The sequence below is a fragment of the Sinorhizobium kostiense genome, from assembly GCF_017874595.1.
In the GTDB taxonomy this organism is placed as follows: domain Bacteria; phylum Pseudomonadota; class Alphaproteobacteria; order Rhizobiales; family Rhizobiaceae; genus Sinorhizobium; species Sinorhizobium kostiense.
In genome coordinates this window covers 1-13920 of sequence record NZ_JAGILA010000011.1, presented here as the reverse complement: position 1 = coordinate 13920, position 13920 = coordinate 1, and the positions used below count along the sequence as shown (strand labels likewise).

Here is a 13920-nt window from a genome sequence, read left to right as displayed (position 1 = left end):
CACGATTTAGGTTTGTCCCACGACAACATTGGCAAAGTGACGCAACCAAATTTTTGTTCGAGATTTGTTGCGCGCTTCATAGTCTCGGATTGCCTGCTCGAGATCGCCGAAAACCGGTGTTTCTTTGTCAGCGCCGATCTCGGTCAGCCGCATCGTGTACCACGCGGTGACCCCGCCCTCCGGGGGATAGGAGAATCTGGGAAAGAACGGTTCAGGCTTCCGATCTGCTTTCCAGAGGTCGGGAAGCGAAGGCTCGAGGACGAGCGCGCGCGCAAGACCGACAATATCAACCGCACCACTTGCCACAGCGTGCTCGGCTTGCGCGCGCGTCTTGAAACCGCCTGTCAGCATGAGGGGCTTGGTCGTTACCGCGCGGGCGCGCTTTGCAAATTCGAGGAAGTAGGGTCCGCGTCCCGTTCCGTCGGAGGCGGATTTTGCTCCGGGGAAGTAGGTCCCCCCACTAATGTCGATCAGGTCTACCGAAGACCGGTCCAGCGCCGCCACCACCTTAAGCGCGTCTTCCTTGTCGAACCCGCCCTCAAGCTGGTCTGAGGAATTGAGTTTCACGGCGATGGGGAAATCCGGTCCGACGGCTGCGCGAGTTGCTTCGATAGCTTCCAAGAGAGGACGCATGCGATTGGCGATTGGCCCTCCGTATCCGTCGCTGCGCTTGTTGAACAGTGGCGAAAGGAACTGGCTAAGCAAGAATCCGTGCGCCGCATGAATTTGCACGCCGCCAAAAGCGGCCTGCTGTGCCAACCAGGCTGTCCTCGCGAACTCCGACGGCAGTTGGCGCATTTCGTCCAATGTCATTTCCACGCAGCGCAGACCCGGCAGATCGAGGGCACTCGGGCCCTTGGGGTTACTCGTCGGCGCGTACGCTAGCGCTCCGGCGTGACCGAGTTGCAGCCAAAGCTTGGTGCCGTTTGCGCCGCCATGTCGCGCAAGTTCCCGGAACCGGTCAAGGTCGGAGGCCTCATTCAGTACCAGATTGCCGGGGTTCTCGGCGTAACCGGCGGTGAGCTGCACCTCACCGATTATGGATACGGCCGACCCACCTGCGGCCCAGCGCTGATAAAGCCTGATCTGTTCGGCAGTCGGATGGCCGGTCCCGTCGCCCAAGGAATCCGACATCGCTGATTTCGCAATCCGATTTTTCAGGGTTAAACCGCAAGGCAGTTGCAGCGGTTCGAACAGATTTCCACAGCGTTGCATTTGAAATTCCACGACCAAAGCTTTCATCTTTATCCGCGAAGTCTCTCGGCACCACCCAACGTCATCCGGCTTTGGCTTCGGGTTTATGATTCGACGGCCCAGCCCCAAGCAGCAGGGCGGCCGAGCCCACCCTGCTGCATTTGCCGCAAACCGATCATGACGGCTGCGGCGCGCCAGTCTGCTCTCGGACCATGTAGTCGGCGTACCAGCTAGGCCAGTCCTCGTCCCGATGGCCGAGCTGCTTCTCGTATTCGCCGTGCGCGGCCTCGGCACGGCGGAACGCGCTCGCAAGATCAGCGACCGAGGCGAATGTCGTGGCGGCCGCATCGATGCGTCCGGGCAGCCGCGCGGTGACCTCTTGGAGGAGCCAGCCATTACCATCCGGATCCCTGAAGGAGGCGTAGGAGCGGTAGCTGCGGCGCTCGGGATCAGGACCGCCCACCCGGACCCGCCCGAACAGGTAGGGCTCGTCGCTGCCCGAGTACACGTCGCCCCCGTGGAATACTTCGCTGATATCGACGCCGCGACTGCGCAACTCCTCGCGAGCTGCCTCGATGTCGGCGACGATAAGATACAGTCCCTGGGCGGAGCCCGGCGCCGCGTCAGTAACATTCTTTCCAAAGATGACCGAGGAGCCGGATCCGGGCGGGGTGAACTGGATCACCCGGTAGTCGTCGCCGTCGGCGAATTCGGCATCGAGCCGCCAGCCGAGGCGACCGTAGAATTCCTTCGCGCGATCGACGTCCGATACGGGGACAACGATGACCTCGAGCTTCATGTCGAGCGGCCGCGCTATCTCGCTCTTGTTAGCAGTAACCATGGCTTTTCTCCTTCTGTTTTTGACAGACGCGCACAGCGCCACCAGTGTTTAACTCGGCATTGGCTCAGGCTTAGGAGCTCCTCGGTGAACACCTGTGGCTGTTCCGAAGCACCGATATGGCTGAATCGCCCGAGTCACTCCTTGGAACTCGTGGTTTCTCGACGATGGCGCCCCCGATCAGAGGCTCTCCGGTCGGGAGCATCCTCTTCACCTCAGACGATGTTGATCGCGACCTCGATATTGCCGCGCGTGGCCTTGGAATAAGGGCAGGTCTGATGCGCCCTATCGACCAGCGCCTGGGCGGTGTCGCGGTCGATGCCGGGCATGCTCACATGGAGGCGTGCCCCGAGGAAATAGCCGCCGGCGCCGTTGCCGAGATCCACTTCGGCATCCACCGCCAGATCGGCGGGGAGTGTTACCTTCCGCTCGCTCGCAGCCTTCCCTATCGCCGCGATGAAGCAGGCCGACCAACCGGCGGCGAAAAGCTGCTCCGGATTGGTCCCCGGCCGCGAACTGCCGGGTGACGAGAGCTTGACGTCCAGGCGTCCATCACTACTGCGGGATGCGCCGTCACGACCACCGGTGGTGTGCGTCTTGCCGGTGTAAAGTACCTTTTCGATCGCAGTCATAGTGTCCTTCCTTGCGACAGAGTTGATGACGCCGAGGGGCGATTGCCTGTCCGACTGTCGAGGCACATATGCCGCTGCGCACGTGTATGGCATGTTTCATGATGCGGCCGAAAAGTAAGCGAATGCTGGCAGAACGCGGAATGGACACACTGCGATACGAAATCGGTGCTAGATCGTTTCCGTGCAGTTGAAAGAGTGAAATGATCTACTCTTTGGAACTACGCGAATTCCGTAAAAAAAACCGCGACGCACTTTTCCTGGAAACGCTGTTGGAAGCGACACGCAAAAGCGCGCAGCAACTGGAGCCCTTCCCGATTGACTGGAAGGGCTCCAAGAAGTGTACAGGGACCTTTGTGGACCTGGAAGACACACGGGCGAAAGTGATCAGAAACGATCGACGTCAACGACGGCCTGGGCAAAGGCCTGCGGTGCTTCCTGCGGCAGGTTATGGCCGATGCCGCCCGCAATCAGCCGATGCTCGTACGTGCCCGGGAACTTCTTGGAATAGGCTGCGGGCTCGGGATGCGGGGCGCCGTTGGCATCGCCCTCCAACGTGATCGTCGGAACGCCGATCAACGGGAATTTGGCAAGCCGTTCTTCCAGAACGTCATATTTCCGCTCGCCGTCGGCGAGGCTGATCCGCCAGCGGTAATTGTGGATCGTGATATCGACATGATCAGGGTTCTCGAAGGCCGCCGCGCTGCGGTTGAATGTGGCATCGTCGAAATTCCATTTCGGTGATGCGATCTGCCAGATGAGCCTGGCGAAATCATTCCGGTATTGCTCGTAGCCGGCGCGGCCGCGTTCCGTGGCGAAGTAGAACTGGTACCACCAGGCAAGCTCGGCCTTCGGCGGCAGGGGCTTCTTGTTGGCTTCACGGCTGCCGATCAGATAGCCGCTCACGGAAACCAGGGCCTTGCAGCGCTCCGGCCAGAGCGCGGCGATGATGTTGGCGGTCCGCGCTCCCCAGTCACAGCCGCCGATGATCGCCTTCTCGATGCCTAGTGCATCCATCAAGGCGATGATGTCGGAGGCAATCGCCGATTGCTGGCCATTGCGCGGCGTGTCGGGCGACAGGAAACGCGTCGTCCCGTAGCCGCGCAGATAGGGGACGATCACCCGGTAGCCGGCCCCCGCCAGCAGCGGCGCCACATCGACATAGGTGTGGATGTCGTAGGGCCAGCCATGCAGAAGAATGACCGCCGGCGCATTGCCCGCACCGAGTTCGGTATAGCCGACATTAAGGACGCCGGCGTGGATCTGCTTGAGCGAGGCGAAGGACGTGTTCGTCCCAGGCGCGGTCGCGGGAATGCGGACCTGGCTCGCTGATTGCGCTTCGGCGATACCTGTCATGCCGAGCTGCGCGGCAGCAACGGCCAGTGCCGCTATCCCGATGAAATGCCGCCTCGGCCGATTGATTTCTTCTGTCATCGATTTTTCCCCGATTGAATGAAGACAGCAGCAGATGTGGGCACCGGCTTATCTCCACTGTGTCCGCCGTCGGTGAAATTGAAAGCCTATGTCGAAATCAGGCGGGCAGACACATTGGGATACAATCTCATGCCGGGCGTCTGCGCGTTCCGAGGTCCGGGGTGAAACCTCCTATCCAAGCAGTTTCATTCGGCAGCTTCTTGGCTGCCTATGCGCTCTCCCGCGCATTCCGCCGGATCGCTTGGGGCGGTTGGCCAAGCGCGCGAAGAAAGGCCCGGCGCATGCGATCGCGATCGGCAAAGCCGGTTTCCTCGGCGATCACGTCCATGGAATGCCGGCCCTGCTCCATCATCAGCCGTGCCGCCTCCACCCGGAGATTCTCCACGGCCTTGGCGGGCGACTGTCCTGTCTCGGCCCGAAACGCACGGCTGAACTGGCGCGCACTCAATCCCGCCGCATCCGCCAGCTCTTCCACCGACAGGACGCTGCGGAGGTTTGCCTTGGCGTAATCGATCGATCGCTGAATCCGATCAGACTTCGGGTCGAGCTCGAGCAGCGCCGAGAACTGCGACTGGCCGCCGGCACGCCGATGATAGACGACAAGCTTTCGCGCGACCGAGCGAGCGACGTCCTGGCCGTGGTCTTTCTCGATCATCGCGAGCGCGAGATCGATGCTGGCGGTCATCCCGGCAGACGTCCAGACGCTGCCGTCGACGATGAAGATGCGGTCCTCTTCGACCTTTACTGCCGGGAAGCGCTCCTGCAACTGGCGCGCAAAAGCCCAGTGCGTCGTCGCCCGGCGCCCATCCAACAGGCCCGACTCCGCAAGCACGAAGGCGCCGGTACATGGCGCTGCCACCCTCCGCGCTGTTTCCAGCGCGTGACGCGCGAACTCGATCAGTCCCGGCGTGATCGGCTCGATAGTCGTCCCGGCGCCGAACATCACGGTGTCATAGTGGGTATCGTCGAAGGATTTCGTGAGGACGCCGAAGCCGGCTGACGACTTGACCTCTCCGCCCCTCTCCGAAAGCAACTCTGTCTCATAGACCGGCTCCCCAAGGGCGACATTCGCCATCTCGAAGGCAGTGACCGCCGCGAAGCCCATGAGCTGGAATTTTGGAAAGACAACAAAGCCGATCCGATGCATGGTGCAATTCCCTGTCTGGAATTGCGGGATATACGATATTTGCGACATGGCATAAACCACTATAACCCGCCGTGACGAGCAGACTCCCAATGCGGCGCTTGCGTCTTCACGGCGTTTCATCCGGAGATACGTTGACCGCGCGGCGCAGTGGCGGCGAACGGCCTATCGCAAAGACCGCAACGGTGCTGAGCATCAACATGATGGCGACGAGAAGAAAGCCATCCGCGAAAGCGTGTGCCCATGCTTGCCGTTGTGCTGCGGAAGCGATTTGCGATGCCGCCCAGGCGCCAACATTGTCGGCCGCCCGGCCCGCGAGAGCTCCGAGACTGGAGACCCGATCTGCCCCGAGGGGGTAGTCGAACGACGTGCTTTCGGCAAGGGCGCCGGAATGGAACTTCTGACGCTCGATGACGAAGTTCGAAATGAAGCCGATGCCGAGCGTCGTTCCGACCAGATTGCTTGCATTGAATACGAGCGATGCCGTCGGGAGGTCCGCAGGCTTAAGGCTCGCCGTGCCGACAACCATGGCCGGGGCCAAGAGCAAGAGCTGGCCCGCCGAATAGATGGCGAGCGCCTGCCAAAACTGTTCACCCTCAGAGAACGCCGTGCCGTTGACCATGAGCATTGTACCGACGGCCAGCAGGGCGACGCCCAGCCCCATTGTCACGCGCAGATCGAACAGATGCAGGAACCACCAGACCAGCGGGAGAACGATCAACTGCGCCGCTGCCGCCCACAGCATCAGTTCGGCGACTTCGAGCGGGCGATAGCCTTGCACGATCCCAAGGAACTGCGGCACCAGATAGGAGCTTACCACCAGGCCGGCACGCAACAGGAAATTGAGTCCTATCGGAATGCCGAACCTCCGTGTGACAAGCAAGCCTGGCGTTACAAACGGCAGCTGGGAAAAGCGGATCGCGAATATGAACCCGGCCCAGGCGGCGACGGATACGAGCGTGCCCCAGACGATGATATCGCTGTCGAACCAGAGCCGGCGCGTGCCTTGATTGAGGACCAGCACCAGGCTCGTCAGTGCAAGCGACAACAGCGTAATGGTCACCCAATCGGCCTTGAGCGCCGGCCAACTGGACGCTTTGTGCGGTACCCATAGACGGGCGGCAAACGCCAGCAGCGCGCCGATAGCCCCCTGTATGAGGAATAGAGCTCTCCAGCCGAAACTGTCCTCGACGAAACCGGAAACCACAGGCCCTGCCGTTCCGGCAAAGAGGAGCGCAAATGCCAGGATGATGACGGCATAGGGCAGTCGCGGGCCGCCGGCGACCATAAAGATTGCCACGAACGCCGCAGGCCCGAACCCGCCCGCTGCGAAGCCCTGCACACTACGCAAAGCAATCATGATGCCGACGTCGGTCGTTATCGCACAGGCGATCGCCGCAGCTGCGAACAAGATTGAACTTACAACCAGATAACGGCCGATGCTCAATGCCCCGATCAACAGGCCCGACGTTACGACCCCGACGCAACTGCCCATGATATAGGCGGTGAGTATCCAGGAGCCCTCGTCTGCGGTGGAGGAAAGACCTCCCTGAATATCGGCGATGTTGGTCGATGCGAACTGCGCTGACAGGTTCACCAGGAATGATCCCGCCAAACCCGTGGCAAGGAACAGCGCATTTCTCACCGTCAAAGCTGGCGTGCTCATTTCAGATCTCCCTTTACCGTCGCGGCAGCGCCGCCTCGACTTTCGAGCCGGCAGGTCAGACGCCTGGAAGGACGTCGGATACACGTGCCGGCCCGTTGCTCTCGGACTGCGCGTTAACTGATCCCGGCCCGGTAGCGGGTTGCAGGCACGCTCAAGGAAAGGTTCGGGATAAGCTTCTGGCGCGCCGCTTCGTAAGCATCCCAATCGGCGGCATCGGGCAGTGAAGGAATGGTGATCCGCTCGCCGAAATCGAAACCGGCAAGCGCGGCGTCCACCATGTCCTCTGCGGGCATGACGATCTCGCTCGGCACGTGCTCCAAGGGCGTGCCGGCTATGCCCCAGAAATCGGTCGCCGTCGCGCCCGGGAGGACTGCCTGTATGCGGATATTTCTGTCGGCAAGTTCCTTATGGAGCGACAGGCTGAAGGCAAGCACGAAAGCCTTGCTGCCGCCGTAGACGCCGTTCAGCACCTCCGGCGCGATACCGACAATCGAAGCGATATTGATGATGGCGCCGCCGCCACGTTCAACGAAACCGGGGACCACTGCATAGGTCAGCCGCGTGAGCGCGTTGACGTTGAGCGTGATCATCTCTTCCATCTTGTCGACATCGGATGCGAGCAGCGGCGAGGTCGCACCGACGCCGGCATTGTTGACCAGCAGGGTTATGCTGGCGTCGTCGTGAAGCACCTTCTCGACACGGCCCAGGTCAGCCTTGTTGCCGAGGTCCGCCGCAATCACCTCGATTGCGCGGCCGGTCTCGTCGGTCAGGCGCTTGGCCAGTTCATCGAGGCGGGCATGGTTGCGGGCGACGAGGATCAGATCATATCCCCTCCCCGCGAGGCGATTGGCATAGATCGCGCCGATGCCGGAGGAAGCGCCGGTGATCAGCGCGGTGCCTTTCGAATGCTGGGTCATGGCAGGCTCCATTGGTTTGAGTTTGGAGCCTCCATAGTAGGGGCAAAGCGCAATGTCTCAAATGTCATATATCCGGCATTTTAGGACATGTTCTCACCAAGGGGTAGCGGGTCCGTATTATCTGGCCAGCCATCAGGGGGCCGTTGCGGTCGGTTTCAGCTTTTACCGGCACCGCACTCGCACCTGCCGGCGACATCGGCCTGGCGAATAACGTCGCGACTGCGGACGGCTTTCGCGGATCGGTGTCCCAGGCGCAAGGCGCGGCAGCGAGCCCGATGATTGCATCACAAAATTGCGCATCAGCCCTCTCCTCTTTTCCGACCATAGTGATTGTTCACGAAGTTCCGGACAGATCGGCTCACGGCCGCATTCTTCACGGTTCGAGTTTCCTATCGGCTCATCCGAAGGTGAAAACAAAGACTTCGACGCCGGGATCGAGGAAGCGAATCTCGAAAGTGCGCTCCCGCACTTCACCCGACTGGCGCACGAGCTGGTAGAGGCGCGTCTCGCTCACCGCTCCGTTGCCGTCGGGGCCGATATCCGAACCGTGATGCAGACCCGGAGCGACGCCGTCGACCATCACCTGAAAACGAACCTTCCTGCCTCTCACGCCTGGGCCGAGGACGAGGTGCAGGTCGCGCGCGCTGAACCTGTAGGTGACCGCTCCTCGAGGGCGATTGAGTGTCGCCTGTTCGGCGCCGACGGTCCAGTTGCCGGCGAGGCCCCACTGATTGAGGCGCGGCTTTCCGACCGTGTAGTCGCGCGCCTCATCGGCTGCTACACCTTCGCGCGACACAAAATTGCCGGCGCGCATGTAGCCGACATAGGCCTCGCCGGACTGGAGGTTGGCGAAATCGGGAGCTGCTTCGGCGCCCTTGACATCGGGCGTCACAAGGCCGCCATCACCCCTGCGGCTGCCTGCAGCTTCCGCCAGTAATTCCTGAAGGACGCGCTCCGACTGCGCGTAATCACCCTCGCCGAAGTGATGATGCCTGATCCGTCCTTCTGCATCGATGAAATAGTGCGCCGGCCAGTAACTGTTCCCGAAGGCGCGCCAGATCGCATAGTCGTTGTCAATCGCGACGGGATAGCTGATCCCGAAATCGCGGACTGCCCGCTTGACGTTGTCGATGCGTTTTTCGAAGGCGAATTCAGGTGCATGCACGCCGATCACCACCAGCCCCTGATTCCGGTACTTCTCTGCCCAGGCTCGAACATAGGGCACCGTTCGGATGCAGTTGATGCAGGAGTACGTCCAGAAATCGACGAGCACGACCTTGCCGCGCAGTTGCTTGACCGTCAGCGGCTCGGAGTTGAGCCACGTTACGGCGCCCTCCAGCGGCGGGAAGGCCCCTTCGACAGGTAGGTTGCTACGATAGGTCTGCTGCTGAACATCCATGGCTGGTGCGGCACGATGGCTCGCCGTCGCTTGGGAGGAGCGGCCGCGGAGCCGGTTCAGGAGCGACTGCTCGAGGCTCGTCGTGCCCGCATAGGACAGGCGCGCAAGCAGCCCCGTGTCGAGGCCGAGCGCAATTGCCATGACGCCCGCCAGCACCGCGATACCGAGGCCTTGGCGAAGACGCTCGCCGAGACCCAGCGACCGCTTCATCGAGGCGAATACCTTGCCGCCGACGAGTACAGCCAGCGCCAGCGAAGTAGCCGCGCCCGCAGCGTAGGCCGCCAGCAGAAGTGTCGTCCCAACGTTCGCCCCATGGAGCGCGGCGCCGGTCAGGACCAGCCCCAGAATTGGGCCGGCGCAGGGCGCCCAAAGAAGCCCGGTTGCGACGCCGAGAAGCAGGGATGCTCCGACGCTCGCCTTCGCGGCCGCCCTTTGGGAGAGGCGGTTGCCAAGCGCGACTGCCGGACGAGTGACCACCGCCGCGATCCGCGGCGAGAGCAGCATTACGCCGAAGACCGCGAGCACAACAATTGCTGCATATCGGCCGGCTTCGTTCGCCTGCACCGCCCAATCCCCACCAATAGCGGCAAGCGTTGCCACACCCGCGAATGTCACCACTTTGCCTAGGAGCATCGGAAGAATGCTTCTCGCGAATGGCTGACCAGCTCGAGAAAACACGAAAGGCAAGACCGGAAGGATGCAGGGGCTGACAATCGTCAGCACGCCGGCAAGATAGGCAATAATGAACAGGATCATCGTCGTCCCTCTGCAGAGGACCGATGCCTCGATCCGACACCGGTCGCGCTTGACACGTGCAGCATGGGACCAGAGGGAAGTATCCCGCCTGTGTCGTCTCCCAAGCGGATCTGTATCAGAATGCAGAGCTGAGCATCGAGCGAGAAACGAGGAAATGGAGGCCGCCGGCTACGGCGCGTATATTTACCAGGTAGAGGAAATCTGAAATGACCGAGAGAGCTGTTTTGGCTGGTGGTTGCTTCTGGGGCATGCAGGACTTGATCCGTAAGCTCCCCGGAGTCGTTTCGACCCGCGTGGGCTACACCGGCGGCTGTGCCGAATGACGGGGCACCTGTTCTGCGCCTGTCGCGTGCGTCAACTCTAAATGGCCCGGTGGATACGCCGGACTGTCATTTCCTTGAATGAAGGAGTGGCCCCATGGCTTTCGATACGCAACGGCTCCAATTTGCCGGCCATTCCGGCGCAACCCTCGCTGCCCGTCTCGACCTCCCCAACGGACCTTTGCGGGCCTACGCATTGTTTGCCCATTGCTTCACCTGTTCCAAGGACTTGGCGGCAGCGCGCCGGATTGCAGCGGAGCTTGCGCGTGAAGGCATCGCTGTCCTGCGTTTTGATTTTACGGGGCTGGGATCGAGCGAAGGCGAATTCGCTTCGACGAATTTCTCCTCCAACGTTGCCGACCTTCTTTCAGCCGCCGACTATTTACGCCACCATTATCAGGCACCATCGTTGCTGATCGGCCACTCGCTCGGCGGCGCGGCGGTCCTGGCCGTCGCCAAGGACATTCCCGAAGTGCGTGCCGTGGCAACGATCGGCGCGCCAGCCGATGTCGGCCACGTGTTGAAGAACTTCGGAACGAGCCTCGAACAGATCGAGAGAAGCGGTGCCGCCGAAGTGGATCTTGCCGGACGCAAGTTCCTTGTCAAAAGGCAATTCGTTGAGGACGCGCGCGCACAGCGCCTCAAGGACGCCGTTGCGCGCCTGAAGAAGCCGCTCCTCATCCTCCACGCACCACTGGACCAGACGGTCGGCATCGAAAACGCTACCGAAATCTTCCTCGCGGCCAAACATCCAAAGAGCTTTGTTTCGCTGGACAACGCCGACCACCTGCTCACGAATTCCGAGGACGCGGCCTTCTCCGGTCGGATCATTTCGGGGTGGCTGACGCGTTATCTCGCCACCGACGCGCCGCAAGGGACTGCGCCGATCGAACACGTGCGAGTGATGGAAACCGGCGAAGGTGCGTTTCAAAACGCGGTCCAGGCCGGCAGCCATCGGCTATTCGCGGACGAACCCGAAAGCGTTGGCGGGCTCGATTCCGGACCATCGCCTTATGACTTCCTATCTATCGCACTTGGCGCCTGCACGTCGATGACGCTGCGTCTATATGCCGATCACAAGAAGCTGACTCTCGGGCGCATCGGGGTCGACGTCTCGCACGCGAAGATCCATGCCAAGGACTGCGAAGAGTGTGCCGAATCGGAACGCAGCAGTGGCGCCCGGATCGATCGTTTCGAGCGCGTCATTTTTGTCGATGGCGAGGTCTCCGATGAGCTTCGCGACAAGATTGCCGAGATTGCCGGCAAGTGCCCGGTGCATCGCACGCTCGAAGCTGTGGCGAAGATAAAAACCGTAGTGAACTCAGAATCCCGAGTGACAGAACGATAGCCTAATCGGTGCCATTCCCGATGGAACTCTGTTGCGCTTTCGCCGATAGTCGCCGCGACGACAACTCGGCAAGGAACGGAGTTTTCATGGTGCTTCCACTTTGATTAAGCCCCACTGTGCTCCTGCTGCAGCTGTTGCTTCTTCAAAACGTTCGAGGCGACAACACCATCACGGCAGCGAGCTCGCGCAACCCTACATGCCACGGCTGCCCGGCCATCCAATCACGCCTTATACCGGTCAAACGCCGTCAACCTTTTGACCGGCGGGTCGGCCTCTTTGCACCGATAAATCTCTGACCTCAGGAAAGCGAGCTCCGCGGCAAGCTGCTCCTCCTCGATTTCAATCCACCAGGATTTCGGACGGCCGTCGCTGCCATCCGACCAGCGGTATCCCCGAGCCTTCAGATGATCTTTCATGTCGAAGGGGCTATGCTCGGCGTAGATGCGCACGCGCGAGCGCTGACTTGTCTTGAGAAGTTCCGCAAAAGCGGTTGCCTCCGTCACTCCATCGGCGCCGCCGGCGAGCACCTCGAGCAGAGCAAAACAGTCGTCGACGGCGCGATGGCCATTGTGGAAGTAGCCACTTTGACCAATCAGGTAGCCGAGTTTGGTGCCCTCGAAACCGCGCGCCGCCCAATCGACTTCCTTGACTGAACAGGCCCATGCCTTGCCGGAAAACACGCTTGAGAATGCCTCGCAGAACGGACGATCGAAGCCGGCATTGTGGGCGACCACCAGGTCGGCCGGTTCGAGCAGCGCTCGAAGCGCCCCGACATCGATCAACTGCCCGGCAACCATCTCGTCGGTGATTCCTGTAAGGCGGGTGATGTCAGCGGGGATTGGGGCAGTCGGCTGCTGCAGGCCGCCGTAAACGCCGGTGACGTCGCCGATATGGCCATTGTCGTCAAAGGTGAACGCGACTGCGCCGATTTCGATGATCTCGTCCTTGCTGTGGTCGAGGCCCGTCGTTTCGGTGTCGACGATCGCTCCGATGCGAGGAAATCCGGGCCGCGGTATATCGACGATCTGACGGCCGACAAGCTTGCGCAGCACGCGATAGCTGCCGCTCTCCTCCAGAAGCCGGGCCATGCGCTCGCCATCGAGTGGCCTCCGCCGCAGCTTCAAGGATTCTCGCAGCGGCACAACGACGTCATCATCTGGCTGAAACGGCGCCGCAAACATATCCAGCTGAGATGCCATTGGCTTTTAGTGTCCCCAGGGTTCGGCGCACCAGCGCGGTGCGGATCATGCGTCAGGATAGAAACCGAGGGAGACTCTGGCAACGAAAGAGGTCGGCAGAACAGGTCACACCAGCCAAAATGCCCAGAATTCTGTCGAAACAAGATACCCAACTCCGGCACACCGCTCGCTCACCACCGCGCTGTCGGGGGTGCGAGCGGCTTCGCTATCACTCAGCTACATCACAGGCGCGAACGCGATCCAATCGATCGACGATGGGTCCGCATGGTTTGGGTTGACCGTATTCGGTAGCAAGGCGACACTTGCAACCCGTAGCCAGGGAGGAGAAAAAATGATGGCCGAGCCCGACCACTGGCGTCACATGGCAAGTGCGCCGAAAAACGGCAGTCGCATCCTGGTCACGATCCGCCCCTCCGAACAAGGGGCGGCAGAAGTTGACCTCGCGTACTGGTCGAATGGCGATCAGTTTGGCGGGGAAGGCTGGCGCGCCGCTGATTCCTCACCCGGCCGCATCATCGAATACGCCGAGCCAGAATTGAAGTGCTGGATGCCGATGCCCTCGGCCAATCTCAATCGCACCTCAATGCCCTCACCCTGGGAAGGCGATGACGACCAAGAGCTCGACGGGTCGGGGATTTAAGAACTCGCGCCGTGCCGCACTCATCGCTCGGACATCAGCCCCGGCAAGCTATGCCGGAACCATCGCCGCAACCGGCACCAACGAAGGCTACGCTTCTCCCCCGGTTGCTCCCACCGCGCCCATTGGCGTATCGAAAACCGCCAAAGCTCTAATCGTCGCGGGATGAAAGTTCAGTCCAGGTCAGCGTCGTGTTAGGACATACTGAGCAAAAAAAGCTCCGGGCGAACCCGGAGCTTTATGATATTACTCGTAAATTCTGGTTGCGGGGGCAGGATTTGAACCTGCGGCCTTCAGGTTATGAGCCTGACGAGCTACCGGGCTGCTCCACCCCGCGTTATTTGTGGCTTGCGGTGTTGTTTGGCTTTTGGCCGCGTGTTTGAGAAGATGTTGTTTTTCTTGCGTTTTGCAGACCTGGCAGCGACCTACTCTCCCGCGT

General features: G+C 61.1%; 11 protein-coding genes, 1 tRNA gene and 2 pseudogenes. 4 read left to right on the top strand and 10 right to left on the bottom strand.

The genetic code is table 11. From position 1 onward, the window contains the following. Window positions 1-6 precede the first annotated feature (6 nt). The 8 genes from J2Z31_RS27255 to J2Z31_RS27220 all read right to left on the bottom strand — a co-directional run bounded on the left by J2Z31_RS27255 (window position 7) and on the right by J2Z31_RS27220 (window position 9977). A complete protein-coding gene (locus J2Z31_RS27255; RefSeq protein WP_234939717.1) occupies window positions 7-1242 on the bottom strand; it encodes an NADH:flavin oxidoreductase/NADH oxidase family protein in 1236 nt (411 codons plus the stop codon). 127 nt (window positions 1243-1369) lie between these two features. Next, complete coding sequence (locus J2Z31_RS27250; protein ID WP_209606580.1) at window positions 1370-2035, bottom strand: VOC family protein; 666 nt, start codon at window positions 2033-2035, stop codon at window positions 1370-1372. 212 nt (window positions 2036-2247) lie between these two features. Further along, window positions 2248-2664 (bottom strand): organic hydroperoxide resistance protein, encoded by a 417-nt coding sequence (locus J2Z31_RS27245; protein ID WP_209606578.1) that lies wholly within the window; start codon window positions 2662-2664, stop codon window positions 2248-2250. A 384-nt stretch (window positions 2665-3048) separates the two neighbouring features. Further along, a complete protein-coding gene (locus tag J2Z31_RS27240) occupies window positions 3049-4095 on the bottom strand; it encodes an alpha/beta fold hydrolase (RefSeq protein WP_209606576.1) in 1047 nt (348 codons plus the stop codon). A gap of 208 nt (window positions 4096-4303) precedes the next feature. Next, window positions 4304-5242 carry a GlxA family transcriptional regulator gene (locus J2Z31_RS27235; protein WP_209606574.1) on the bottom strand — a complete coding sequence of 313 codons (939 nt, stop codon included), beginning with the start codon at window positions 5240-5242 and terminating at the stop codon, window positions 4304-4306. Between the two features lie 106 nt (window positions 5243-5348). Continuing rightward, window positions 5349-6905, bottom strand: coding sequence for an MFS transporter (locus tag J2Z31_RS27230; protein WP_209606571.1), 1557 nt, complete (start codon window positions 6903-6905; stop codon window positions 5349-5351). Window positions 6906-7018: 113 nt separating this feature from the next. Further along, window positions 7019-7822 (bottom strand): SDR family NAD(P)-dependent oxidoreductase, encoded by an 804-nt coding sequence (locus J2Z31_RS27225; protein WP_209606569.1) that lies wholly within the window; start codon window positions 7820-7822, stop codon window positions 7019-7021. 397 nt (window positions 7823-8219) lie between these two features. Further along, a complete protein-coding gene (locus tag J2Z31_RS27220) occupies window positions 8220-9977 on the bottom strand; it encodes a cytochrome c biogenesis protein DipZ (RefSeq protein ID WP_209606567.1) in 1758 nt (585 codons plus the stop codon). Window positions 9978-10183: 206 nt separating this feature from the next. Here J2Z31_RS27220 and J2Z31_RS27215 point away from each other — a divergent pair. Then, window positions 10184-10288, top strand: a pseudogene (locus J2Z31_RS27215) (peptide-methionine (S)-S-oxide reductase); the annotation flags it as partial. A gap of 106 nt (window positions 10289-10394) precedes the next feature. Beyond that, window positions 10395-11645, top strand: a complete 1251-nt coding sequence (locus tag J2Z31_RS27210; RefSeq protein WP_209606565.1) for a bifunctional alpha/beta hydrolase/OsmC family protein — start codon at window positions 10395-10397, stop codon at window positions 11643-11645. A 221-nt stretch (window positions 11646-11866) separates the two neighbouring features. Here the strand turns inward: J2Z31_RS27210 and J2Z31_RS27205 are convergent, their stop codons facing one another. After that, entirely contained in the window at window positions 11867-12844 is a 978-nt protein-coding gene (locus J2Z31_RS27205; RefSeq protein ID WP_209606563.1) for a 3'-5' exonuclease, read from the bottom strand. 334 nt (window positions 12845-13178) lie between these two features. Between J2Z31_RS27205 and J2Z31_RS27200 the strand changes: the two genes are divergently transcribed. Together J2Z31_RS27200 and J2Z31_RS27195 are read left to right on the top strand one after the other, a co-directional pair. Continuing rightward, entirely contained in the window at window positions 13179-13484 is a 306-nt protein-coding gene (locus J2Z31_RS27200) for a hypothetical protein (protein WP_209606561.1), read from the top strand. Window positions 13485-13498: 14 nt separating this feature from the next. Next, window positions 13499-13650 (top strand): annotated as a pseudogene (locus tag J2Z31_RS27195) (IS3 family transposase); the annotation flags it as partial. A 91-nt stretch (window positions 13651-13741) separates the two neighbouring features. Here J2Z31_RS27195 and J2Z31_RS27190 read toward each other — a convergent pair. Continuing rightward, a tRNA-Met gene (locus J2Z31_RS27190) sits at window positions 13742-13818 on the bottom strand. Window positions 13819-13920 lie beyond the last annotated feature (102 nt).

Bases quoted from the DNA above. Each gene is read 5' to 3' on its own strand.
- J2Z31_RS27255 (WP_234939717.1), bottom strand. From the start codon at position 1,242: ATGAAAGCTTTGGTCGTGGAATTTCAAATGCAACGCTGTGGAAATCTG.
- J2Z31_RS27200 (WP_209606561.1), top strand. From the start codon at position 13,179: ATGGCCGAGCCCGACCACTGGCGTCACATGGCAAGTGCGCCGAAAAAC.
- J2Z31_RS27220 (WP_209606567.1), bottom strand. From the start codon at position 9,977: ATGATCCTGTTCATTATTGCCTATCTTGCCGGCGTGCTGACGATTGTC.
- J2Z31_RS27245 (WP_209606578.1), bottom strand. From the start codon at position 2,664: ATGACTGCGATCGAAAAGGTACTTTACACCGGCAAGACGCACACCACC.
- J2Z31_RS27225 (WP_209606569.1), bottom strand. From the start codon at position 7,822: ATGACCCAGCATTCGAAAGGCACCGCGCTGATCACCGGCGCTTCCTCC.
- J2Z31_RS27205 (WP_209606563.1), bottom strand. From the start codon at position 12,844: ATGGCATCTCAGCTGGATATGTTTGCGGCGCCGTTTCAGCCAGATGAT.
- J2Z31_RS27230 (WP_209606571.1), bottom strand. From the start codon at position 6,905: ATGAGCACGCCAGCTTTGACGGTGAGAAATGCGCTGTTCCTTGCCACG.
- J2Z31_RS27250 (WP_209606580.1), bottom strand. From the start codon at position 2,035: ATGGTTACTGCTAACAAGAGCGAGATAGCGCGGCCGCTCGACATGAAG.
- J2Z31_RS27210 (WP_209606565.1), top strand. From the start codon at position 10,395: ATGGCTTTCGATACGCAACGGCTCCAATTTGCCGGCCATTCCGGCGCA.
- J2Z31_RS27235 (WP_209606574.1), bottom strand. From the start codon at position 5,242: ATGCATCGGATCGGCTTTGTTGTCTTTCCAAAATTCCAGCTCATGGGC.
- J2Z31_RS27240 (WP_209606576.1), bottom strand. From the start codon at position 4,095: ATGACAGAAGAAATCAATCGGCCGAGGCGGCATTTCATCGGGATAGCG.